Source organism: Galbibacter sp. L-19, assembly GCF_056857615.1.
On record NZ_JBSXNL010000057.1, the window covers coordinates 11,431 to 36,931 of the forward strand.

General features: G+C 39.1%; 21 protein-coding genes. 20 read left to right on the forward strand and 1 reads right to left on the reverse strand.

Annotated features, from left to right (window positions below):
- Positions 1–110 precede the first annotated feature (110 nt).
- The gene (locus AC13CQ_RS10595; protein WP_482882885.1) at positions 111–1,367 is read right to left on the reverse strand and encodes a site-specific integrase; all 1,257 of its coding nucleotides are present in this window, start codon (positions 1,365–1,367) and stop codon (positions 111–113) included.
- A gap of 566 nt (positions 1,368–1,933) precedes the next feature.
- On the opposite strand from AC13CQ_RS10595, the gene AC13CQ_RS10600 reads away from it, so the two are divergent.
- From AC13CQ_RS10600 to AC13CQ_RS10695, 20 genes are all read left to right on the forward strand, one after another.
- Positions 1,934–2,098, forward strand: coding sequence for a DUF1232 domain-containing protein (locus AC13CQ_RS10600; RefSeq protein ID WP_382402986.1), 165 nt, complete (start codon positions 1,934–1,936; stop codon positions 2,096–2,098).
- 180 nt (positions 2,099–2,278) lie between these two features.
- Positions 2,279–2,599 (forward strand): DUF6660 family protein, encoded by a 321-nt coding sequence (locus tag AC13CQ_RS10605; RefSeq protein WP_121668025.1) that lies wholly within the window; start codon positions 2,279–2,281, stop codon positions 2,597–2,599.
- 138 nt (positions 2,600–2,737) lie between these two features.
- Positions 2,738–7,171, forward strand: coding sequence for a CusA/CzcA family heavy metal efflux RND transporter (locus tag AC13CQ_RS10610; protein WP_008613766.1), 4,434 nt, complete (start codon positions 2,738–2,740; stop codon positions 7,169–7,171).
- 22 nt (positions 7,172–7,193) lie between these two features.
- On the forward strand, positions 7,194–8,444 hold the full coding sequence (locus AC13CQ_RS10615) for an efflux RND transporter periplasmic adaptor subunit (protein WP_187288243.1): 1,251 nt from the start codon (positions 7,194–7,196) through the stop codon (positions 8,442–8,444).
- 96 nt (positions 8,445–8,540) lie between these two features.
- A complete protein-coding gene (locus AC13CQ_RS10620) occupies positions 8,541–8,879 on the forward strand; it encodes a P-II family nitrogen regulator (protein WP_009778856.1) in 339 nt (112 codons plus the stop codon).
- Between the two features lie 15 nt (positions 8,880–8,894).
- Positions 8,895–9,317: a Fur family transcriptional regulator gene (locus tag AC13CQ_RS10625; RefSeq protein WP_128766680.1), complete on the forward strand. Its 423-nt coding sequence runs from the start codon at positions 8,895–8,897 to the stop codon at positions 9,315–9,317.
- Positions 9,318–9,343: 26 nt separating this feature from the next.
- Entirely contained in the window at positions 9,344–9,703 is a 360-nt protein-coding gene (locus tag AC13CQ_RS10630; RefSeq protein WP_128766681.1) for a SpoIIAA family protein, read from the forward strand.
- A 140-nt stretch (positions 9,704–9,843) separates the two neighbouring features.
- Entirely contained in the window at positions 9,844–10,605 is a 762-nt protein-coding gene (locus tag AC13CQ_RS10635; protein WP_008613751.1) for an AlbA family DNA-binding domain-containing protein, read from the forward strand.
- 5 nt (positions 10,606–10,610) lie between these two features.
- Positions 10,611–10,865, forward strand: coding sequence for a zinc ribbon domain-containing protein (locus AC13CQ_RS10640; RefSeq protein ID WP_008613749.1), 255 nt, complete (start codon positions 10,611–10,613; stop codon positions 10,863–10,865).
- Positions 10,866–10,922: 57 nt separating this feature from the next.
- Positions 10,923–11,813: a bestrophin family protein gene (locus tag AC13CQ_RS10645; protein WP_008613747.1), complete on the forward strand. Its 891-nt coding sequence runs from the start codon at positions 10,923–10,925 to the stop codon at positions 11,811–11,813.
- 15 nt (positions 11,814–11,828) lie between these two features.
- Positions 11,829–12,260, forward strand: a complete 432-nt coding sequence (locus AC13CQ_RS10650) for an MgtC/SapB family protein (RefSeq protein ID WP_228249894.1) — start codon at positions 11,829–11,831, stop codon at positions 12,258–12,260.
- 1 nt (position 12,261) lies between these two features.
- Positions 12,262–14,814 carry a heavy metal translocating P-type ATPase gene (locus AC13CQ_RS10655; RefSeq protein ID WP_292247996.1) on the forward strand — a complete coding sequence of 851 codons (2,553 nt, stop codon included), beginning with the start codon at positions 12,262–12,264 and terminating at the stop codon, positions 14,812–14,814.
- Positions 14,815–14,849: 35 nt separating this feature from the next.
- Positions 14,850–15,278 (forward strand): Fur family transcriptional regulator, encoded by a 429-nt coding sequence (locus AC13CQ_RS10660; RefSeq protein ID WP_167596225.1) that lies wholly within the window; start codon positions 14,850–14,852, stop codon positions 15,276–15,278.
- 90 nt (positions 15,279–15,368) lie between these two features.
- Positions 15,369–16,772, forward strand: a complete 1,404-nt coding sequence (lpdA, locus tag AC13CQ_RS10665; RefSeq protein WP_167596224.1) for a dihydrolipoyl dehydrogenase — start codon at positions 15,369–15,371, stop codon at positions 16,770–16,772.
- A gap of 97 nt (positions 16,773–16,869) precedes the next feature.
- On the forward strand, positions 16,870–18,219 hold the full coding sequence (nhaA, locus tag AC13CQ_RS10670) for a Na+/H+ antiporter NhaA (protein WP_228249896.1): 1,350 nt from the start codon (positions 16,870–16,872) through the stop codon (positions 18,217–18,219).
- A gap of 10 nt (positions 18,220–18,229) precedes the next feature.
- Complete coding sequence (locus tag AC13CQ_RS10675) at positions 18,230–19,021, forward strand: cation efflux transmembrane domain-containing protein (RefSeq protein ID WP_449543910.1); 792 nt, start codon at positions 18,230–18,232, stop codon at positions 19,019–19,021.
- A 9-nt stretch (positions 19,022–19,030) separates the two neighbouring features.
- Positions 19,031–19,705 carry a lipoprotein signal peptidase gene (locus AC13CQ_RS10680; RefSeq protein ID WP_482882886.1) on the forward strand — a complete coding sequence of 225 codons (675 nt, stop codon included), beginning with the start codon at positions 19,031–19,033 and terminating at the stop codon, positions 19,703–19,705.
- Positions 19,706–19,748: 43 nt separating this feature from the next.
- A complete protein-coding gene (locus AC13CQ_RS10685) occupies positions 19,749–20,747 on the forward strand; it encodes a sodium:calcium antiporter (RefSeq protein ID WP_150313765.1) in 999 nt (332 codons plus the stop codon).
- Positions 20,748–20,759: 12 nt separating this feature from the next.
- A complete protein-coding gene (locus tag AC13CQ_RS10690; RefSeq protein WP_268223124.1) occupies positions 20,760–22,691 on the forward strand; it encodes a heavy metal translocating P-type ATPase in 1,932 nt (643 codons plus the stop codon).
- Positions 22,692–23,366: 675 nt separating this feature from the next.
- Positions 23,367–25,316, forward strand: coding sequence for an FTR1 family protein (locus AC13CQ_RS10695; RefSeq protein ID WP_268225812.1), 1,950 nt, complete (start codon positions 23,367–23,369; stop codon positions 25,314–25,316).
- Positions 25,317–25,501: the final 185 nt, after the last annotated feature.

Consider the following 25,501-nt stretch of genomic DNA (forward strand, 5'->3'; position numbering starts at 1 on the left):
AAGCTCTTTTCTTGGTTTTAGTATGCAATTAGGTGTTCATAAATAATTGAAAGTTACAGAATAACAGTAATAATAGGGTATGTGGCGTTTTTAAAATAAGCCTGCCACCTTTATAAATTTTGATTATAAATATCATCTTTTGTAGGCATATTTAATTTTGTCTTTAGAGCAAACATATCATCTCCAATCTTTTGCTCCAATACTCTTGAATAGATTTGAGTAGTCGTTATTTTTGTATGTCCTAAAAGTTTAGAAACGGTTTCTATGGGAACTCCATTAGAAAGCGTAACTGTGGTAGCAAAAGTGTGTCTTGCTGCATGAAAAGTAATCCTTTTGTGAATCTTACATTCTTGCATTACTTCTTTTAAGTACTTATTCATTTTCTGATTGCTACAAACTGGAAGTAATACTTGATTAGAGCTACTATCTTGATTCTCATCATATTTTTTAATAATTGACAGTGCTTTATCCAGTAATGGAACTTTAACCGAAGTATTGCTTTTCTCTCTTCGGGTATAAATCCAGTACTCTCCGTTAATACCTCTTACAATATGTGAAGAAGTTAATGTCTTTATATCCGCATAAGATAACCCCGTATAACAGGCGAATACAAATATATCTCTTGTCTTTTGGTGCGTTGTGTTTTTAAAGGATGTACCCTCCAACTGCTCCAACTCTTCTTTATTAAGATAAACCCTGTCAAATTTTATAAACTTCAAGCTATATCTTGCAAAAGGGTCTTTATCTATCCATTCCAGTTTTAAAGCAAGGTTGATGAGTTTTTTTAAACGTTCCAAATGTTTCATAATACCATTATTGCTTAATGGTTGATGTTTTTTTAAAGTAGGAGCTGTTCTTAAAAAAGTTTCAAAATCAACAATAAAACTATAAGAGATGTGCTTTAGGTAGATGTCGTTGCTTTTTATCTTCTTTAGCAGAAACTTTTTTAAATATTTTTCCGTACTAAAGTAATTTTTCATCGTTCCTCGCTTAATAGTACCATTCATATTTGTGTTATGATACTTTATAAGCTCTAGAAGCGTCTTATGGTTTTCGTCAGCACCAAGAAACCGTGCTTTGATACTTTGTGCTGTAATGAGCTTTAATTCACTTTGTAGTTGACTATAACAATCCTGCAATTTAGCATGTGTCTGATCTAAAAAGGAATTAATACTTTTCACCCTATCTGTCCTACCAGTAACCCGATTTTTAGAACTATCCCAAGAGGTAACCGATACAGTTCGTTTTAAGCTAATTTCTGTCCTTTTACCGTTAACAGTAATACGTGCGTAAATAGGGGCTAAATTGTCTTTTTGTTTGGCTGTATGCAACCAAAAAAGAATGGAAAATGTGTTTGAAACGTGCATAATCTCTCGTTTTTCATGAATAATTCAGTGATACAAAACGAAAGTCAAATCATAAGAGCTAATGGTGGCTCCCGAATACAAGATAATAAAAAAATCGGTTACCTGAGAGGTAACCGATTAGGTAACTTTTTCATTGATTTTAAATACGATCAAATGTTTTTAATAAAAATGTAATTTACTGAAAATCATCATTTTACATTTTTATTATAGCTTTTTAAAAGCTATTTTGTCGGGGTGGCAGAACTAAATTACCACTAGACAATATTTTAATAACCAGACACTTACACTGTTTCAATAAAATCAGGTAACCGGATAGGTAACCTTTGCACCGATTTTATTCGTAAATGCAAAGATATATGATTATCTTAAACTAAAAGACAATAAATAGAATCAAATTCTATTTGGCTCCCCCTTTGTGCAACAATTCTTAAGTATTTTGAACAGGCCTAATGTATTATTGAAAATCTAAAAACCTGGGGAAGAACCTAAAGCAGCGAATAGTGATGCTCCATTTGACTTCGAAAGAAAAGCGAACTCTCTGGTAAGCCGAACTTTCGATTTTTATAATTATCGGTTATGCGTTAAGTCCAATTGACATTATTCCTGACTTCATCCCGATAATTGGATATCTTGACAGCCTAATCTTAATACCGATTGGGATTTATTTCATCGGAAGGCTTGTTCCTGAAGATGTAAAAGCGGAGTGTTTGATAAAAGCAAAGAACTACTAATGGAACAAAAATAACAATTGGATGATCGGGAACATAATTATTGTATTTTGGCTGTTCATTGTGGTATAGATTTTCGCGATTATTTCAAGATTTGAAATAATTGAATATACTTTAAAAACGTACTCATTATATCATTGCACAATCTGTGCATTGATTTTTTTTTATCTTTGTAGTGTGAAAATGATCGCTATCATATTATCTCTATATATATTCGGGCTTAACTTATTAGCCTGTAATGATAGTGATACTTCACAAGTGATTTCTGATTCAGAAGTAACAATGGTTGCTACCCAGGATTTAGATATCGACCATTCACATGATAAAGTAGCAGATTTATGCCCTCCTTTTTGTAGTTGTCATTGCTGCCATGTGCATACAGTAGATTTCGGTTCTTCAAATTTCAAGGCTTTGATTATTGAAATTCCATCAAAAGCCTTTGTCCATTTTGACAGCTCAGTGGAAGAACCTATTCTTTCCTTTTTAGATCCCCCTAAAGTTTAATTCAGTTTTTTTAAAGGATAATTATATCCTTTTTTGACCAAATCCTGGTTCTCATACTAGATCCTTGGTCCTATTGATAGATTTTGTTAGGCACAAAATTATTATCAAGAATTTTAACTGAATTAAATTTTTATTTATATGATTAATAAGATAATCGCATTTTCCATTAATAATAAATTTATTATTGGACTACTTACCTTAGCGCTGATAGGGACGGGTATTTGGTCCATGATGACCGTCAACCTGGGATCGGTGCCAGATATTACTAACAACCAGGTTCAGGTGATCACCCAATCACCTAATCTTGCAACAGAAGATATTGAACAATTTGTAACCTATCCTGTAGAACTCTCAATGGGGAACCTGCCCGGGGTTACGGAAATACGATCTGTTTCCCGGTTTGGCCTTTCCGTGGTTACAATTGTTTTTGAGGACGATATGGGCATTTACAAACCCCGTCAACTGGTTCAGGAAAAACTGAACGAAGTCAGGGACCAAATACCTGAAAAATTTGGAAGTCCCGCTATGGGGCCCATTACTACAGGTTTGGGTGAGATTTATCAATATACGATAAAGCCCCAAAAAGAGTATGACACTGTTTATTCCCCTACGGAATTGCGTACCATCCAGGATTGGATCGTAAAGCGTCAAATGACCCTCGTCGAAGGTGTAGTAGAGGTAAATTCATTTGGGGGCTCTATAAAACAATATGAAATTGCCATTAATCCCGAAAAACTGAATGCGTTAAACGTTTCTATTTCCCAAGTCTTCGATGCCCTGCAAAAAAATAATGTTAATACAGGCGGTGCATATATAGAAAAAAATAATATGGCCAATTTTATCCGTGGTGAGGGTTTAATCAGGTCACTAGATGATATAAAATCTATTGTTATCAAGAATGAAAATGGAGTACCTGTAACAATTGGAGATGCAGCTGAAGAGGTCCAGTTTGGTAGCCAGGTACGCTATGGTGCTTTTACCCAGGACGGCCGTGAAGCTGTTGGCGGTATGGTGCTCATGTTGAAAGGTGCAAATCCTAATAAAGTAATTGCAAATGTTCAGGATCGTATGGAGACGGTAGAACAATCTTTGCCTGAAGGTTTATCAATAGAACCCTTCCTTGACAGAAGTGTTTTAATTGAAAGAACTACGAGTACCGTGACCCAGAATCTTCTGGAAGGTGCTTTAATCGTGATTTTTGCCCTGGTGATACTATTAGGTAGCTTAAGAGGTGGACTTATAACAGCGACTACCATTCCTTTATCACTTCTTTTTGCTTTTATATTAATGAAGCAATTTAATGTCTGGGCCAATCTAATGAGTTTGGGAGCTATTGACTTTGGAATTATTATAGACGGTGCTGTGATCATCATTGAGGGTACGGTATATGAAATACAAAAACGGATGCGTTCCGGCAAAATAAAATTTAATAAGGCTAAAATGGATGAAGTAGCCTATGATGCCGGAAGTACGATGATGGGTTCCGCCTTTTTTGGACAAATTATCATTCTTATCGTATTTGCGCCCATTCTTTTTCTAACGGGGGTAGAAGGGAAAATGTTTCGGCCAATGGCATTTACTTTTGGTTTTGCCATGATAGGTGCTATTTTCTTATGCCTTACCTATGTCCCTATGATGTCTGCTTTATTTATGAAACCAATTCAGAATAAAAAGAACTGGTTTGGAAAGTTTGAACGCTGGCTGGAAAAAGTTAGTGATAAAATTATTGGAGGGATTCAAAAAGGATACATGCCTTTATTAAAAGGAGCTTTAAGATTGAAGTTCATAGTATTGGGGTCTGCGGTTGTCTCACTTATAGTAGCCGGTTTTATCTTTTCCAGAATGGGAGGGGAATTTGTCCCTCAACTTGATGAAGGGGATATCGCCATGCAGGCGTTAATCAGGCCTGGAAGTGGGTTGAGTGAAACAATCGATGTTTCCACAAAAATAGAAGATATCCTTCTTGAGAATTTCCCGGAAGTAGAAACCGCCGTAGCGAGGATTGGGGTTGCCGATATCCCTACTGATCCAATGCCTATGGATATTGCCGATATGTTTATTGTATTAGAGAAGGATATGGATAATTGGACTTCGGCAAGTTCTAAAGAGGAATTGATAGAAAAGATCAAAGAGAAACTTAATGAAGAACTTACGGGAGTCAACCTGGTTTTTAGCCAGCCTGTAGAGCTTCGTTTTAATGAACTGCTTACCGGGGTCAGGGAAGATGTTGCGGTAAAATTATATGGCGAAGATTTAGACCTTCTTGCTGAAAAAGCTGATAAAATGGCTGAAATAATACAGACTATACCGGGCGTAGGAGATGTGAACCCTGAACGAACATCTGGTCTTCCACAAATGACGGTGCGGTTTAATCGTAAAAAAATTGCGCAATATGGATTGGACATTGAAAAGATTAACGATTATATAAGTGCAGCTTTTGCCGGAGGAACGGCCGGAGTGATCTTTGAAGGGGAAAAGCGGTTTGATATGGTAATACGTTTTGATGAGGCGCACCGCCAAAGCATTGATGATTTACGTACCCTCTATATAGATCTGCCGGATGGAACCCAGGTTCCGATTAAGGAAGTAGCTGATATTAGTTATGTACCGGGTCCTATGCAAATTTCCAGGGATAACACCTTTAGAAGAACCTATGTGGGAGTTAATGCCCGCGGGAGGGATGTGGAATCTGTGGTAAATGACATCCAGCAAAAATTGGATGAAGAGTTAGATTTACCTCCAGGATATTACATTACTTATGGTGGGGAGTTTGAAAACCTTCAAAGAGCAAAAGGGCGTTTACAAATAGTAGTGCCCATCGCTCTATTTCTGATATTCGTGCTTCTGTACTTTGCACTCCAATCTTTTTCCCAATCAATTATGATCTATATAGCCATTCCACTGGCGGCTATTGGAGGAATATTTGCTCTTTGGTTAAGAGATATGCCGTTTAGTATTTCAGCTGGTGTAGGCTTCATTGTATTGTTTGGGGTTGCCGTTTTAAACGGGCTGGTGCTTATTAACAGGTTTAATTCCTTAAAAGAAGAAGGGGTAACCAGTATAAAAGATAGAATTTTTACAGGAACCAAAGAACGAATACGTCCCATTATGTTAACAGCAACAACAGATATTTTTGGATTTCTGCCGATGGCTTTTTCATCGTCAGCAGGAGCTGAAGTACAACGACCCCTTGCTACGGTTGTTATTGGTGGCATGCTTACAGCTACCTTACTTACGCTGGTTGTTCTTCCTGTCCTTTATACATTTGTAGAGAAGAGACGAGAGAAAAAGGAACAGAACAAGCTTGGTTCTTCCAATTCACGATCTTTAGCCACAATTTTGATAATTGGCTTGATGTTAGGCGGAACCTTTTCCGTAAATGCACAATCTGATGAAATGTCATCGGAAAATCCAATACAGGATTCTTTACAAACTATTAGTTTGGAAGAGGCTAAAGAAATGGCAATCCAAAACTTTCCACAATTAAAAGCTGCCCAACTTGAAATTGAAAGTGAGGAAGTATTGCGTAAAACCGCCTATGATTTTGGAAATACCCAAATCTTTACAGGAAAAGAAGAGGTAGGAAATGGCTCTGATGGGATCTATACCCAAATTGGTGTTCAACAACAAGGCATAGATGTTTTTGGAATAGCTCCCCGTTTGAAATTACAGAAAGAAAGGGTGGCCCTTGCTGAAAATGCTTTAGAACTAAATACCTTAGAAGTGGAACGTGAAGTAAGCAGGGCCTGGGCTTCAGTTTATACAAGTAAAAAGAGGTATCGGGTATATAAGAAAATGGATTCAATTTTTGAAGACATTGAAAGAGCAGCACGAATCAGGTATGAAACAGAAGCTACCTCTAAACTGGAGTATCTTGCTACTTCAAATCAGGGGAATGAGGTTAAAATACAGCTGGAACAATCGTACCGAGATTACCTGAAATCAATACAGCGTTTAAACCTATGGTTCGTTAGTGACACAATCTATGATGTACCAGATTTGCCTGTTGAAACTTTAGACGAACCTTTAAACTTTCTGGTAGAGTCGCTTGAAAATCATCCGTTGCTGCAGGTTTCGGAACAAAGGATAGATGTTGCCAAAGCGGTTACCAGAGAACGAAAATCTGAATTTTTGCCCAAATTTCAGGGTCAGTACGGTAGGCAGGAAATAGCCGGGCAATCGGGTTTCTTCCAATATCAAATAGGAATTCAAATTCCGCTGTTTTTTGGGCCGGAATTAGGCCGTACACAGGAAGCACAAGTAAATAGACAGATTGCAGAGCAAAACTTTTATCAGGATAAAATCGAACTGGAAACCGCCTATAAAAATATGCGTGAAGACTACATCAAATGGAGAAACTCATGGAATTATTATAGGGATGAAGCACTTCCGCTGGCCAAAGAGCAACAAGGTGGATCAGTGCTGGCCTTTAAGGAAGGCGCTATCGATTATGTGACATTTCTCCAAAATATAAGAGATGCCATTAGAATCGAGGTAAATGCCTGGAGTGCTTTTAACGATTATCTCGACAGCCGCTACCAACTGGAATATTACCTTAAGAATTCAAATTAAAAATTAAAATAAGAAAATCGATATGAATACAAGATCAATAAATATTCTAATGCTTGCCTTAACGCTCAGCATATTCTTTGGATGTAAAGAAAATCCTGCGGCAGGGGAAGATGCTTCCAGTGAAACTGCAACTACTAATACCGAAGAAGGTGAAAATCACGGTGAGGAAGGAGATGAAGAACACGGTGAAGAAGAAGGTGGGATGCGTTCGGTACATCTTTCAGAAATGAAATTCAATAGTCTGGGGATTAAAGTAGATACCTTGCCTAAAAAAGCTTTGTCCGGTATTGTGGAAGCCAATGGCCAGTTAGAAGTGCCGCCACAATATGAAGCTACCGTTACGGCAATTTTAGGCGGTAATATAACTTCTATAAAGGTTATTGAGGGGGATAAGGTAAATAAAGGTCAGGTGTTGGCTTATCTTTCTCACCCAAATTTAACCAGAATGCAGTCTGATTATATTAATGCATATAGTAGGATGCAATTTTTGGAAAAGGAATTTGAAAGACAGAAACGTTTATATGAAGCAGAGGTAGGATCTGGAAAATCTTTTCAACAAACCCAATCAGATTACCAGTCTGTACAAGGTGAAGTGCGGGGGTATGAATCACAGTTACGGCAGTTAAACCTAAATGCTTCCCAGGTTAGAGACGGTGAATTATATGAATATATTCCGGTAGTAAGCCCAATTGGAGGTTATATTGAAAAAGTACTGGTACAGGTAGGACAATATGTAGACCCTCAGACCAGTATGTTTATGGTAGTTGATAATGAATATGTGCATGCCGATCTAATGGTTTTTGAAAAAGATATTTATAAGGTGAAAGAAGGCCAAAAGATTGCGTTTACACTGGAATCGGTTCCAGGCAGTAATTTAACCGGGGAAATTTATTCAGTGGGGAAACAATTTGAACAAAACCCCAAAGCGGTACATGTGCATGCAGAAATCGATAATAAAGAAGATTTTCTAATTCCGGGGATGTATATAAACGGAAAAATCAGGACCGGTGAAGAAGCTGTTCCTGCCTTACCGGAAGAAGCAATAATTGAAGAAGAAGGAAATCCCTACATCTTTACGGCCCAAAAACACCAGGAAGATGGTGAAACCGAATGGGAATTGAAACCAGTGCAGGTTAGAACGGGAATAAATGAAGATGGTTGGGTTGAAATTAAACTGCTGGAGCCTCTGCCTGAAGGTACGTTGGTTGCCTATAATAATGCCTATTATCTGGTTTCTGAAATGCAGAAAAGCCAGACTTCCCATGGTCATTAAATTAAAAAAATTAGATGGATGGACTCTCTGTTAAATGTTTGTCTTAATTAAAATTCCAGAGGGTTCATCCTTAATACTAAAATTAATATTACAGCAATGAAAGAAATAAAAGCATTTATAAAACCGAAACGAGTTCAAAATGTAATTGAAGCTCTTAGTGAAAGCGGATTTAAAAGTATGACCCTTTCCCAGGGAGAAGGAACGGGGGCTTTTAAAGCAAAAGGCGCATCACCTTCTTTAGATTTCCGTGTAACAGACAGTCCGGTTGTAAAGTTAGAACTGGTATGTCAAAACGAAGAAGCACAATCAGCAATAGATATTATCCTTGAGAATGCAAAAACAACTGAACCCGGTGACGGAATAATTTATCTTTCCGATATTGAAGATGCCTTCCAGATAAAAACCGGGGAATCCATAAAGCGTTACGACCCCTAAATACTTTTATAGCAAATGGAAAAAATAGTAAAAAAGTTGGAAAGCAAAGGCATCCGCCCTACGGCAATGCGCTTGATGACCTATAGACGGCTGGCACAACTGAATGTGGCCGTTAGCTTAGGCGACCTTGGAAAGGATTTCGAAAGCTCGGAAAGGAGTACGCTTTTCCGTACTATGAAGACATTTGAAGAAAAAGGAATCGTGCATCAAATTGAGGATGGCACCGGCATCATTAAATATGCCCTGTGCGAAGACAATTGTGAATGTGAGGTGGGAAACGACCTTCACTTACATTTTCATTGCAATAGTTGCGGGGAAACCGTGTGCCTTACAGAGCACAAAATCCCTCAGATAAACCTGCCCGACGGCTATGTGGCAGAGGATATCAATCTGGTGGCCAAGGGAGTCTGTGAGAAATGTAGCAATGACTTGGATTAAGTTTTTTGATTTAAAAAATTGGAACAATGATGAAAATTTATAAAAAAGAAAACAAGGTATATATGGTAGCTCAAAATAGATTGGATGCTACCGATTATGACAATTTGATATCTCAATTAAAAAACCATATACAGGCAAACCATAAAGTATACTGGTATATTGAAATGGAAAATTTTGAGGGGTGGACTGCAAGTGCGTATTGGAAAGGCATTGAACTGAAACTTCCGAATGAAGAACGCGTTAAAAAGGTTGCATTGGTGGGAATTACAAAATGGCAGGAACAGTTTACCGAAGTTTTGATACCCTTTACAAAGGCACATATTAAATTCTTTAGCCCTGAAGAAAAACATTTGGCCAAGGAATGGATGGAGAAAGGAAATCATTAAAAAAGTTAAGTAAATTTAAACAGAAGATAAGCGATGAGGAATTTGAACAAAAGAAGAAAGTCCTTCAGGATAAGAAGAAGTAGTTATAAGGCACAGGCATCGAAAGCGATGGCACCTATGGCTTATAAAAGAAGGTAAAAATGAAAAAACGCAAAGTATTTGTTTTTATATTCATTGGATTAGCCCTTGGCTTATTTATAATACAGCCCCTGGTTATTTCACTCCACATGTATGACATGCAGGGAGGTAATGGCGAATGGTGGAAATCTCTGCTTGCTTCATATCAGCAGGAATTTAGTTCATGGGATTTGGATCAAGCCATAATCAAATTGCTATTTGGACTGCTGGGCATTGCCTTGTCGCTTATGTTTATGGTCAGGCAAAGAATATTTCAATTGACCGGAAGAAAAGATAAGCTGGAGGAGATCAGAGAGCTGATTGCGGCAGGAGAAAACCAGCAAGTAGAATTTAAATCTACCTTGAGATGGGATTTGAGGCAGTTTAAACCGAATAAGGCTTTGGAAGACGTAATAGCAAAAACAATTGCCGGGTTTATGAACACCCAAGGAGGGCATTTAATTATCGGAATTGATGATGAAGGTAGTATTCTGGGGCTGGAACAGGATTATGGTACTTTAAAAAAACCTGGCAAGGACGGGTTTGAGCAATATATAATGCAATTGGTGTCCCTCAAGTTGGGTACCCATTTTTGCACTTTGGTTAAAGTGTCTTTTCACCAATTTGAAGAAAAGGATATCTGTTATGTAAGGGTTCACAAATCACAAAAACCTGTGTATTTGAATTTGGGCGATCGTTCGCATTTCTTTATCAGAACAGGGAACGGAACCCGCGAGTTGGATATGCCCGAGGCGTTGGAATATATGGAAACATACTTAAACTAAACAATATGGGATTTTTAAAACATTTATTAAGAGGAAATTATGGTCATCATTCCAACAAGCATCAACGTAAAAATAATGACCCAAGATTTAATGAACCCAAGGTTGTTGTGAGATGTACAAAATGCGGCAAAGACAATCCTGAAAATGCTTCTTTTTGTCAACATTATGGCGAGCCTTTAGGTAAAGTAAAATGCATAAGTTGTCAAGAACCAATACCTATGGATGCAAAATTTTGTTCTAAATGTGGCAATGAAGTATAGTTTACATTATGAGAATAAGCAAACAACTTATTGAACGGACTTAAATAATTTTTAAATATGCTCTTAAATAAGCGGATATCAATTTTTGACTTCTTGAAAACCATAAAATTTGACCTGATATTTATCGGTAGTTATTCAATTCTGGTTGGCTATATGGACCAATATGGTTTTTTGTCAAAAATCTCTATTCCAATTGCAATAACCGGCGTTTTTGGTACTGCGGTGGCTCTACTTTTGGGTTTTCGAACCAATCAAGCCTATGAACGGTGGTGGGAAGCCCGTATTATTTGGGGGGCTATTGTCAATGATTCCAGAACACTGGTCAGGCAGTGTGTGTCTTTTTTTGCAAGGGATCAAGGAGGCTATCAAAAGATGGTGAAAGAGATGACCGATCGTCAGGTAATCTGGTGCTATGCCCTAGGGGAATCGTTGAGGAAACTACCCTTTTCCACTCGGGTTAAGGTATACTCAGAATCCTATGGGATTAAAGCATTTAATATTCCTAATGCTTTATTGTCACAACACTCTGAAACTTTGTTAAAGGCAAAAGAAATTGGTATGGTCAATGATTTTCAGCAGGTACAGATAGACAGTACTATAGCCAGGTTATGTGATTCAATGGGCAAATGCGAACGTATAAAAAATACTGTCTTCCCCAAAGCACACAGCTTATTGATTCATTTGATCATCTACGTTTTTGCTACAATGTTGCCTTTTGGATTGGACGATAAAAATATAGCAGTTGAAATCGCTATAACATTTATTATACCAGTCATTTTCATTGCCATTGAAAAAACATCCATACTCATGCAGGATCCCTTTGAAAACGACCCTTTGGATACACCCATGACTGATTTGGCCGAAACGATAGAAATAAACATTAAACAAATGATAGGTGAAACAGATGTTCCTGTAAAGAAAGAGCCAACAGATTATTATATTTTATAATACAAGATGAATACAATGGATTTTCAAACTGAAATAACACTGATACCGAGATTATTTGTCGCTCTTTTACTAGGTGTCCTGATAGGACTCGATAGGGAAATTGACGGAAATGCGGCAGGAATTAGAACGTATGCAGCCGTTTGCCTTGGGGCCGCATTAATTACAATAATCAATACTCATATTGAAGTAACTGACCAAACCCGCATTGTCGCCAATATTGTTTCCGGTATTGGGTTCCTTGGTGCAGGAATTATTTTTAGGGATAGCGCGAAAAATTTAATTTCCGGTTTGACTACCGCAGCTACAATTTGGGCCACTGCCGCGGTTGGTATATCAATTGGGTTTGGTATGTACCTCATTGGAAGTGTTACATCCGCTTTTCTTATTCTATTATTGGTTTCACATCATTTCCCTTTTTTGAAAAAACATAAAATAAACAACACCTAAAATGAAAAAATTACAACTGAAAATTCCGGTACTGTTACCTCAGGTGCCAAATGAAAAAGACACTTGTGTGCAAAGGCTCATTGAAGAATTAGAAGCCAAAGAAGGTCTTGATAAAGTGCATATAAAAGACGATCAGGAAGATACGGTGCCACAATTGTGCTTTCATTACGATCCGGATATAATTTCTATTGACCGCATTCAATCATTGGCAGAAAGAACCGGGGCTGAAATTACCGCGAAATATGGACATTTGCTTATAGAGGTTGAGGGGATTAGACATACCCGGCATGCAAGGACTTTAGAAAAGAGTCTGCTGAATATCAAAGGCGTTTTGGAAGCTTCCGCCAATGCCGGAGGAATGATCCGTTTAGAATATGATAAACGGGAAACAAGTTTTGATGAGATAACTACAAAGCTCGAAAAAGAAAACCTACAAGTTAAAAAAAGCTCCTCTGCTGAGAATAAGGGCTTTAAATCTGCCGAAAAGAATCCTCAAAATTTAAATAAAGAAAAGGTAAGGGATATAGAAGAACAAAAGCATAAAGATACTGATCTCCAGAATCATAGAGAAGCGGATAGCCACGGGGCCGGGGAAGAAAATTCCCACGCCCACGGAGGTATTTTTGGGAAAAACACCGAACTTATTTTTGCTATTATTTGTGGTGCTCTTTTGGGTATTGGTTTTGGTTTGTCCTACGTAACATCAATACCGGAATGGGTCAGCTTATCCCTATACATAGGTGCCTACTTTTTTGGAGGTTACTTTACAGCAAAAGAAGCCATACAGACCGTAGCCAAAGGTGGATTTGAAATTGATTTTCTCATGTTGGTCGCAGCTATAGGAGCAGCTATTCTTGGGGAATGGGCTGAAGGAGCTTTGTTATTATTTCTCTTTAGCCTGGGGCATGCCCTGGAGCATTATGCAATGAACAAGGCCCGAAAGTCCATAGCGGCCCTTGCCGATCTCGCACCAAAAACAGCTTTGCTCAAAAAAGATGGCAAAACCGAAGAGGTGGGTATCGAAAAATTGGGTATAGGCGATATTATCGTGGTCAAGCCGAACAGTAAAATATCTGCCGATGGCGTTGTGGTCAACGGAAAAAGCAGTGTCAACCAAGCTCCGATTACCGGGGAAAGTGTACCGGTAGATAAAGTTCCCGTAGAAGATGTTGACAAGGATTATTCGGCGCAAGATGATATCAAGGATGAAAACCGCGTTTTTGCCGGAACGATCAATGGGAACAATACTTTGGAAATTAAAGTGATCAAAGCAGCCAAAGATTCAACGCTTTCCCGATTGGTGAAACTGGTTAACGAGGCCCAGACCCAAAAATCACCTACCCAGTTGCTCACCGATAAATTTGAAAAATATTTTGTGCCGTCCGTCCTTATTTTGGTCGGGATTCTTTTGTTCGCTTTTTTAGTTATTGACGAACCCTTTAGCGCGAGCTTTTACCGGGCAATGGCGGTACTGGTAGCTGCAAGTCCCTGTGCGTTGGCAATCTCGACCCCAAGTGCTGTATTGAGTGGAGTGGCCAGAGCTGCCCGTGGCGGGGTATTAATTAAAGGAGGGCGCCCTCTGGAGGACCTGGGGGTTATTACCGCCCTCGCCTTTGATAAAACCGGAACTCTAACGGAAGGAAAGCCAAAACTTACCCAAGTGGTGCCACTTGGAAATATATCTGAAAACGAACTTCTCAAAATAGCAGTAGCTGTGGAAAGTTTGAGTGATCACCCCCTGGCCAAAGCTGTAGTTCGTGATGGAAAAGAGCGTCTGGAAGGCGAGGAAATCCCAAATGCCTCTAATTTGGAGGCAGTTCTGGGTAAAGGGATTAAAGCATCGTTTGGCAATGATAAAATCTATATAGGTAACCTCGACCTGTACGAAGGGCTTGATGAGAGTACACCTTCCGAAAAAATAGCTACGAAAGTGCGTGGTCTTGAAGGTGGTGGAAATACAACAATGCTTATACGAAAAAATGAAGAATATATAGGCATCATTGCATTAATGGATACCCCTCGTGAAGCCGCCAAGGGAACCCTCAAAAAATTAAAAGAAATCGGCATTAAACGAATGATCATGCTTACCGGAGATAACCAGAAGGTAGCAGACGCTGTAGCAGAAGAAATAGGATTGACCGATGCCTGGGGGAGCCTATTGCCGGAAGAAAAAGTGGATGCTATAAAAGAATTAAAAGAAAAGGAATCCAAGGTGGCAATGGTGGGCGATGGCGTTAATGATGCCCCTGCCATGGCAAACAGCACTGTAGGCATAGCTATGGGTGCTGCGGGAAGTGATGTAGCCTTGGAAACGGCGGATATTGCGCTAATGGCCGATAAGTTGGAAACCCTGCCCTTTGCCATAGGCTTAAGCAGGAAGGCAAAGGCGATTATCAGGCAAAACCTTTGGGTTAGCCTTGGTATTGTGGCCCTGCTTATACCTTCAACCATATTCGGCTTGGCAAATATTGGAGTGGCTGTAGTAATCCATGAAGGTTCGACGCTTCTGGTGGTTTTTAATGCGTTAAGGCTTTTGGCTTATAAAAAAGATTAGATCCGGACTTAGACTGTTTTTCGAAAGAATATAAAATGACAAAAACGGAAAAAAAATTATCGTCAAAAGGGATACGTCCCACTGAAATGAGGTTGAAAATTTACAAATACCTCAAAAGGAAAACTTATGCAGTAAGTTTAAATGAAATGCAAAAAGTCTTTATCAATAAAAATATCAAAACGGCCAATAAGACCACTTTCTACAGGACGATAAAGCTCTTTGAGAAAAAAAGCATGGTGCACCAAATTGACGATGGAACTGCTTTTGCAAAATATGCGCTTTCTGATGAAAACACCAATTTTAAACACAGTACAGATTTACATATGCACTTTCATTGTACCGATTGTAAGAAAACAATCTGTTTACCAAATAAAATATCGGAAGAGAGTTTGCCAGACCAGTATGAGGTGAACGATGTGAACCTGGTTTTAAAAGGGATTTGTAAAAATTGTAGTAAAAAATAATAGGTGGGAGTGCCTTAAGCCTGAATCCCAGCCCCCAATGGTCAAGCTTAAGGTTTTTTCCACCGTAACTAACTTAAAAAAAATATGAATATGGAAAAATTTGATGTAACTATAATAGGATCTGGCCCGGGCGGGTATGTAAGTGCGATCCGTTGCGCCCAATTGGGATTGAAAGTGGCCATTGTTGAAAGGTACAGCACGTTGGGCGGTACCTGTCTTAATGTGGGCTGTATCCCGTCAAAAGCCTGGTTGGAAGCCTCTGAGCATTATTACAAACTCAAACATCAATTCGAAAAATTTGGAATTGATGTTAAAGAGGCCAATGTAGATATCCTAAAGATGAACCAAAGGGTTCAGGATGTGGTACAGGAAATCATCAATGGCGTTGACTATCTGATGAAAAAGAACAAGGTTTCCGTATATGAAGGTCACGGTACCATCAGGGATAAAAACACGATTGAGATTAAGGGCGAAGATAAAACGGAAACCATAGCAACCGATAAAATCATCATTGCCACAGGGTCCAAACCCGCTTCACTGCCCAATATTGAAATCGATAAAAAGCGGATCATCTCTTCTACCGAAGCCCTTGCCTTAGGCCAAATTCCCGAGCATTTAATGGTCGTTGGCGGTGGCGTTATCGGTGTTGAAATAGGTTCCGTATTCGCCCGCCTGGGTTCAAAGGTTTCTATAGTAGAATATTTTGATAGCCTAATCGCCACTATGGACGGCGCACTGGGACATCAATTGCACCGTTCCCTAAGAAAACAGGGAATTGATTTTTATTTGGAACATAAGGTAACCAATGCAACGGCAACTGACGGCAAAGTAGAATTGAAAGCGGAAAACCTTTCGGATAAAGAAGAAATGAGTTTAGAAGGCGATTACTGTCTTATGGCCATTGGCCGAAAGCCATATATCGCCAGTTTAGGGCTTGAAAATATAGGAGTAAAAACCAATGAGAAAGGACAGGTAACGGTAGATAAAAACCTTGAAACAAACGTCAAGGATGTATATGCCATTGGGGATGTAATCCGAGGGGCAATGCTCGCCCATAAAGCCAGCGAAGAAGGCGTTTTTGTAGCCGAACGGATTGTTGGCCAAAAGCCCCATATCAATTATTCGCTCATCCCAAATATTGTGTACACCCAACCCGAGGTTGCCGGTGTAGGCTTAACGGAAGAAGAACTGAAGAAGACCAATAGAAGTATAAAAACGGGCTCTTTTCCCTATAAGGCAAACGCACGGGCAAAGATAAGTATGGACACTGACGGTTTTATCAAGGTAATCGCAGATAAGGAAACCGATGAGATACTGGGCGTGCATATGATAGGCCCTCGCATTGCAGACAGCTACACTGAAGCGGTGGTAGCGATGGAATTTAGGGCAGCTGCCGAAGACATAGCAAGAATGTCACACGGGCACCCCACATTTTCCGAGACCTTTAAGGAGGCCTGTCTGGCAGCTACCGAAGACAGGGCGTTGCATATTTAAAGTTGACCTAACAGTAAGTTCTTAAAAATTAAGACGCTACAGAGCTTTTTGAAAAATTAAGGTTTAAGTAATAAACTCAAAAAATAGATAAGATCAAATGGGGCAATCAGTTCGAAATCAATCCACTATTGGGTATATCAGGGAAACGGCAACAAAGTTCCTCGACAGGGAAACAGCTGGGGGGATTTTTTTAATAATTGCTACTATAGTTGCCCTTCTTTTAGCTAATTCACAGTGGGCAGGTGCCTATCATCATTTTCTTGGTGATGAATTGCTTTTTGAATTTTCCGAGCATCTTAGTTTTGGGCTAACAATTGAAGAATGGATCAATGATGGCCTAATGGCAATTTTCTTTTTGGTTGCCGGCCTTGAATTGAAGAGGGAGGTTATGGTGGGGGAATTATCTTCAATTAAAAAAGCCTCAGCCCCCTTGTTGGCAGCTTTAGGTGGTATGGCAGTTCCGGCCCTCATTTTTATTAGCCTAAATTTAGGCACTGAAAATATAAAGGGTTGGGGCATCCCTATGGCTACCGATATCGCATATTCACTAGGGATAATTGGCCTACTGGGGAAAAATGTCCCCAGGCAGTTAAAAACATTTTTAATAGCCCTCGCTATTGCTGACGATATAGGTGCCATATTGGTGATAGCATTGTTTTATAGCAACGAGTTGAGCTGGATATACCTTGGATCGGGCATGGGGGCATTTGGGTTATTATTATTAATGAATTGGACTGGGGTCAAAAATTTGATTTGGTATATTATTATAGGTATCATCTTATGGTATTGCTTCCTTAATTCAGGTATCCATCCAACAATTGCGGGAGTACTTTTTGCCATTACCATCCCAATAGTGCCCAAATTAGACAGTAAAAAATTCAAAGAAAGGACTGCCACAAACGTTACTGATCTTGAGAAAGCAGAGTTAGAAAAATTAAATCCTCTTCAGGATATAAAACAACGAAAAATTTTAAAAGCCATTAAAACAGATACTGAGAATTCAAGGCCTCCTTTGCTCAAACTGGAAAATTCCCTTGTTGATTTTAATGCTTTCTTTATCATTCCTGTTTTTGCAGTCGCGAATGCGGGAGTAAAGCTCGATGTAAATTTAATTGAGGTTGTTTCCGGTTCTTTAGGGTTGGGGATCCTTTTGGGATTAGCAATTGGTAAAGTAACAGGGATTGGTATTTTTACATTGATTGGGCAAAAACTTGGAGTTTCCGAATTACATATTACACTAAACTGGAAACATATAATTGGAATTGGTATGATTGCGGGAATTGGCTTTACCATGTCCCTTTTTATTACCAATCTCGCATTTAATGATCAGGAATTGATTAAAATTTCGAAAATAAGCATTTTGATAGCTTCATTACTTGCAGCTATTGGCGGTGCGGTAATTCTCTTATTAACTTCCAATAAAGGAAAGAAAAATATAGTTAAGTGATATGGGAGAAATGAACAAAAGTACTTTTATAGTAAGTCAAATGGACTGTCCTTCAGAAGAACAGATGATCCGGATGAAGTTGGAGTCTTATGCTCAGGTGAAACACTTGGATTTTGATATTCCCAACAGGAAACTGGAAGTATATCATGTGAATGGAATCGAAGATATACAAACATCAATAGCCGGTTTAAACCTTGGGGATTCCTTTCAAGGGACCGAAGAAGCCGAGCCTCCTGAAATAGAAGACCAATCCAAACAGAAAACAATCCTTTGGTGGGTCCTCGGGATAAATTTCGGCTTTTTCATTATCGAAATGACCACGGGGTGGATATCTTCTTCGATGGGCCTTATTGCCGATTCGTTAGATATGCTGGCAGATTCCATTGTATATGCACTAAGCCTATTTGCCGTAGGTGGTGCTGTTTCAAGAAAAAAGAAGGTCGCAAAATTTAGCGGATACTTTCAAATGGCTCTGGCGACACTTGGATTTGTAGAGGTCTTACGCAGGTTTATTATGAGCAGTGAACCTCCCATATTTCAGTGGATGATTATTATTTCCTCTCTGGCACTTGCCGGAAACTTAATTTCATTATGGTTAATCAATAAGGCCAAAAGTAAGGAAGCCCATATGCAGGCCAGTGCTATTTTTACTTCAAATGATATTATTGTAAACGGTGGGGTGATTCTGGCAGGTGTTTTGGTTTATTTTCTGGATAGCAAATGGCCTGATTTGGTAATTGGCGGCATCGTTTTCACGTTTGTAATGCGGGGCGCCATAAGAATTTTAAAATTATCTAAATAATGCAAATATATGTTGCACAAGACGTTGGGCAACAATAAGGAAATTATGAATAAAAGTAGTGTAGCATTATTGATTTTACTGTTGTTCGTAATAGACCAGGCCATAAAGATTTATGTGAAGACCCATTTTTATTATGGCGAGGAATATTTTGTGTTTGGCCTGGATTGGTTTCGCTTACATTTTTTGGAAAATCCCGGCATGGCCTGGGGCTTTAAATTTGGCGAAGGATATCTGGCCAAATTTGTTTTAATACTATTTCGCTTCGTAGCCGTTATTTGGGGGACCTTTTATATCAAAAAGATGATACGTGAAGGATATGCAGAAGTCTTTATAATCTGTGCCGCATTTATATACGCAGGTGCATTGGGCAATTTGATGGACGGTGCATTTTACGGACTGATCTTTGAAAAAAGTGATCCAGCACTTCGCAACATTGCTGAAATATTCCCCTCAGGCGGTGGTTATGCGGGATTTTTAAATGGCAATGTGGTGGATATGTGGTTCTTTCCAATTATTGACACAAGGCTTCCGGAATGGATGCCATTATGGGGAGGCAATGAATTTACATTTTTCGACCCTGTATTCAATACCGCAGATGTTTGGATTAGCACGGGAGTGATTTTACTCCTGATCTTTCAAAGCCAACAAAAAAAGACCAGAATATATCGGATAAGAAAAAGTTGAAATATACTGAGGGTAACAGAAAAATTATAAACAACGATTAGTTATGAACGTTTGGCTCTGGGTAGTAGTATTGGGATTGGCAGCTTGGGCTGCTCATTGGGGCGCGGACCAACTCCTTACCCCTTTAAAAATGCTGCGTAAGCAATGGGGGCTTACAGCTTCTGCAGGAGCAGCTTTCCTTGCCATTGTGACCGCCAGCCCCGAGGTAGCTGTAAACGTTACCAGTGCAGCCCGGGGAGTATCGGAAATTGGTCTGGGCAACCTTTTGGGTTCCAATATAATTTCCATTCCGTTGATGGTTAGCATAGCCTATTTCGCTTCCAGAAAGCAATTTAAAAATAATAAGGAACACCAAAAACATCTGGATGCCAACCTACTGGCTCTGAACAAACGTTCTGTTTCGGTATTGTCCATCCCCTACCTGGCAATCATTGCTTTGGTAGCTATACTAACCCTTCCCAAAGCCTGGCGTGGATTACAACCCATCGATGGCTATATTATGCTGGCTGCCTATGCTGCTTTTTTAACGCATGCCATTATAAAAGGCAGGGAAAAGGGCGAAAAAGTAGAATGGGACAAAAAGAAAGTCTGGTTATCCGTGGCCGGGGCCCTGGCCATAGCTGTGGGTGCTTTTTTTATTGTTAAGGCAACAGAAAATATTGTTTCGGCCCTGAATATTTCTGAAATCGTTGGGGGATTGTTCATCACGGGTATAATGACCACCGCGCCTGAAATATTTAAGACCTGGAGCGTGGTGAAAGGAGGCGAAGTAACGGCAGGCACCACTAGTGTTATCGCAGATAATGCTGTTACGATGACGGTCGCCTTTTTCCCGTTGGCGCTGGTTACTACCCCTATCGAAGATTTCCAGTTGTTTTGGGTGAATCTTGCCTTCGTTGGACTGATGCCGCTTTTGTACTCCCTTTTTGTCCATCAAAGCAAGGAACTTCACGGTTTTAGCAGATGGCAGATATTCGCGTTCGATGCAGCCTATATCGTCTATCTATTGACAATGGTATTTTTTGTTCTAAAACTATTTTAAAATAAAACATATATGAAAAAGAAAAAACTAAATCTAAGAGACCTCAAGGATCCTTCAATTGAAAATAAGGTTTCATCACAACTGAGCATTAAGGAATACATCCCTTCCATATTCAGTTTTGTGATGTTGATAGCGGGAATTGCTATTGATTACTTTGATGCCTTTCCGTTTTTTAAAGGTTGGGTACGAATCGCTTGGTATGCGGTAGCCTACATCCCCGTTGGTTTTCCTGTTATAAAAGAGGGATGGAAAAGTATCAGGGACGGTGATTTCTTTACCGAATTCTTCCTAATGTCTATCGCAACCTTAGGGGCGTTCGCCATTGGGGAATACCCGGAAGGTGTGGCCGTAATGCTGTTTTACGCCGTGGGCGAACTTTTCCAAAACGCAGCTGTAAAACGAGCAAAGGGCAACATAAAGGCGCTTCTTGATGTACGTCCTAATGAGGCCGTGGTGTATCGGAACGGCGATTATGTTTCGGTCGATCCCGAGACCGTTGAAATTGGAGAAAAAATACAAGTGCGCGTAGGTGAAAAGTTCCCTTTAGATGGCCAATTGCTATCTAAAAAAGCATCGGTCAATACCGCAGCGATTACGGGGGAAAGCAAACCCGACACCATTGCCAAAGGAGACAAGGTTTTTGCCGGGAGCATCAATCTAGAAGGTGTTGTAGAAGTGGAAACCACCAAGGAATTTAAGGATAGTTCCATTGCTCGAATTCTCGATATGGTGCAAAATGCCACAGCACGTAAATCAAAGACCGAACTGTTTATAAGGAAATTTGCACGCATCTATACTCCTATCGTAGTTTTCTTAGCAGTATGCTTAACGTTTTTACCTTATTTTTTTGTGGACGGGTACGTATTTCAGGAGTGGTTATACCGGGCCTTGATTTTTCTGGTAATTTCTTGTCCCTGTGCATTGGTGATTTCCATTCCCCTGGGTTACTTCGGTGGGTTGGGTGCAGCATCCCGAAACGGTATTCTATTCAAGGGTGCATCCTTCTTGGATGCAATGACCCAAGTGAATACGGTAGTAATGGACAAAACAGGAACCGTTACTCACGGGGTATTCAAAATAAAGGAAATCAAACCCATAACATTAGAAAAGGCAACGTTTATGAAGTACCTGATGGCGATGGAAGAACAATCCACACATCCCATTGCCAAGGCGATCTTGGAATATAAAGCGGACGGTTCTGATTATGAGGCCACCAATGTTTCAGAGGTTGCCGGAAAAGGATTGAAAGGGATGGTCAACGGAAAAACAGTACTTGTAGGTAACAAAGCATTGATGACCTCAAACAGTATTGAAGTTCCTTCGGAAACAGATGGTATTGTAGAATCAATTGTTATGGTGTCTATTGACGGAAAATTTGAAGGTTATGTAACCATTGCAGATGAATTAAAGGATGATGCACACCAAGCCATTAAACAAATTCGAGATTCAGGAATTTCCAGGATTATAATGCTATCAGGCGACAAGGACTCTATTACACAACAAGTTGCAAAAGAGTTAAATATCGATTGGGCAAAAGGTGGATTGTTGCCTGAAGACAAATTGAACGAAGTCGAAGAACTCAAAAAGCAATCCGGAACCAAAGTAGCATTTATAGGCGATGGTATTAACGATGCCCCGGTTTTGGCGATAAGTGATGTTGGCATTGCAATGGGTGGTTTGGGTAGTGATGTGGCCATCGAAACGGCGGATGTCATTATCCAGACCGACCAACCCTCTAAAATTGCAAGGGCAATAAAAATAGGTCGGTCTACAAGACGCATCGTATGGCAGAATATTGGTCTGGCTTTCGGTGTAAAAATTATCTTTATGATTTTGGGCGCAATTGGTATGGCCACATTGTGGGAAGCAGTTTTTGCAGATGTTGGTGTCGCATTTCTGGCTATTCTCAATGCGGTAAGATTACAGAAAATGAAATGGGACTAATTTAAAATTGGGAGAAGCAAATAAAGAATAAAATCTCTAAAAATCGTAGAAATAGAAGGCAAAAAAAAGAGATGAAAAACCCATAAAAAGTACTGTGCCTATGAAAGACAGATTGTACGGCACCCTAGCACTTGTCGAAATTACCATAGTACTTATAATTTATTTTTTCGATGCCATTTTCTACTTTTTTTACCTGCTTTTTTCGAATTGATACTATTCAAAAGATTTTTTAATTTATCTAATACTGTCGGGAGTTGAAAAATATAATGTTTACCTAGTTCATTTATATAAATGACATCGCCTTCCTCTTAAAGATTGAATTTTTCTAAGGTTCAGGGATTGTCCTTATTGCTTGTTGAACAGTGTCTTGATTACTCAAAATTAAATTATGTCATTAAACAGAAGAATAAGAAGAAGGGAGAAAAGGTCTAAAAGTAAAATAACTAAAAGAGATAAGCTATGGGCAATTATGGCCCTAATTGGAATTTTTATCGCAGCCCTTCTCTTATTTCATTTCTTTATAAAAGATTTGGTATATGGTTAAATTTGAAAATTGCTTAATAGAGTAACTCCGTATGGATTAATTAACCACTTCTTCCAGTAAAGTTTATTTTAAAGCGTATCTTTGTTTTTATTTAGTCTAAATAATATTAGTGATTTTTATAATAGTTTTTTATGTTACAACACAGGCGTTATATAAGTATTTTTCTAATAAGCTTCATTGCCTTATTAAGCTCGAACATCTATGCCGGCACGGCCAAGGACGACTCTAATATTCAGACCATTATACATTTATTGGACTATCTATCAAAAGATTATCCAGCAGCGGTTAAAGATGGTGTCATAGTTAACAAAGGTGAATACCTTGAAATGAAAGAATTTAGTGAAACCATTCTCTCACTAAGCCAAAATCTTGAGCTCTCCATAACGCAGGCGGATCAGATACAGAGGGATTTGATGGATTTGAGGACAAATGTACTAAACAAAGTTTCCCATCAACAAATAAAAACGGTCACTTCAAAGGTTAAGTGGGCTATTATCAGCTTTACAGAATTTGAAATTAGCCCACCTAATTGGCCAAATATTGATAATGGACAGAAACTATTTCTGAACAATTGCATTCAATGTCACGGAGTAAGCGGTAATGGACAGGGCAAACTAGCTATGGGCCTAAACCCGGCACCGACCAATTTCTTGATCGATACCCTTATGCGTGAGGTTTCCCCCTTTCAGGCTTATAACACTATCAAACTTGGTGTAGAAGGAACTGCAATGCAAAGTTTCGGAATGTTGAGTGATAAAGAAGTATGGGACCTTTCCTTTTATATCAAATCCCTGAGATTTAATGCCTCTTCCGCGGATTCGCTTGAGCTAAAGCAAATATTTGATAAAGTCTCGAATGAAGTTTCCCTAAAAGATGTGGCTACTCTATCCGATAAAGAATTGATTCAAAAGTTGGGCTACAAAGATTCCGTTACTTATAAAAAATTGAAAGCTTTAAGAATTTTTTCTCTTCCCGAGAACTCGACCGAAAATAGTCTTGTTGTTGCAAGAAATTACCTGAACGCTGTTCTATTAGATTATAAGGAAGGCAATAAAAAATCGGCACGTCAAAACGCCTTGAATGCGTATCTCGAAGGTATTGAACCATTGGAAGTACGATTGAAAGCCAACGACCCAGAATTTACCTCACAACTAGAGCAGCAAATGATGGCCGTTAGACAGGCTATAGAGAGCTCTAAAAGCATTTCCACGGTACAAGCTGAAATCGGTGCTGCGCTATCAATGATAGACCGTGCAGACCAATTGATGAGGGATACGAAGCTCAACTATTGGCTTTCTTTTTTCTTGGCAGCTTCTATTATGTTGCGCGAGGGGCTTGAAGCATTCCTTATCATTGCCCTGATCCTGGCTTTAATAAAAACTTCTGGTACAAAAAAAGCACTCCCATATGTACACGGAGGGTGGATTATGGCCATTTTAACAGGTATCGCAGGATGGTTCCTATCAGATTGGATAATTGGTATTAGTGGTAAGAACCGTGAGATTATGGAGGGGTTGATTTCTTTAGTAGCGGTAATAGTGTTAGCATTTGTTGGGTTTTGGCTGCATAATCATTCCCATTCAAAAAAGTGGAAGGAGTTTATAGAAAAAAAGATAGGAAAACAACTAAGAGGAGAAAAAATGTTCGGATTGGCTGTATTTTCCTTTATGGTGGTATTTAGGGAAGCCTTTGAGTCCATCCTTTTCTTACAGGCCATTAACTTAGAGACCAAAACTGGCGATGGGTCTTCCATAGGTTTGGGCGTAATTGCTGCTTTTGGACTGATAGCATTGCTTGCAGTTATTTTTGTGAAATATTCCAAAAGAATTCCGGTAAGGCAACTTTTTAGATATTCTGCTTGGGTGATTACCTTATTAGCGGTCATTCTCATTGGTAAAGGTATTCACGCAATTCAGGAAGCTGGTTGGCTTTCAGTTACCGGTTTTCCTGTGTACCTAAAAATTGATTGGCTGGGCGTTTACCCAACTACCGAAACTTTAATGGCACAAATGATACTTTTTACCCTTTTGATGGTAATATATTATTATAATAATAGCAGGAACAAGCTGAGGATGAACTAACTAAAAAAGATGTGTGTAAATCAATTTATAGCCTGAAGGCCACATCTATTTTGAATATTCAAAAAATTGAATACACATGAAAATTGAAATCTTTGAATAAATGGTCGAGTTATTAAAAACTCCATTTTTAAAAAAAATCGGTTCAAACTTACTAAAGAAGATGTTTTATGTTGAAGATTTAGAAA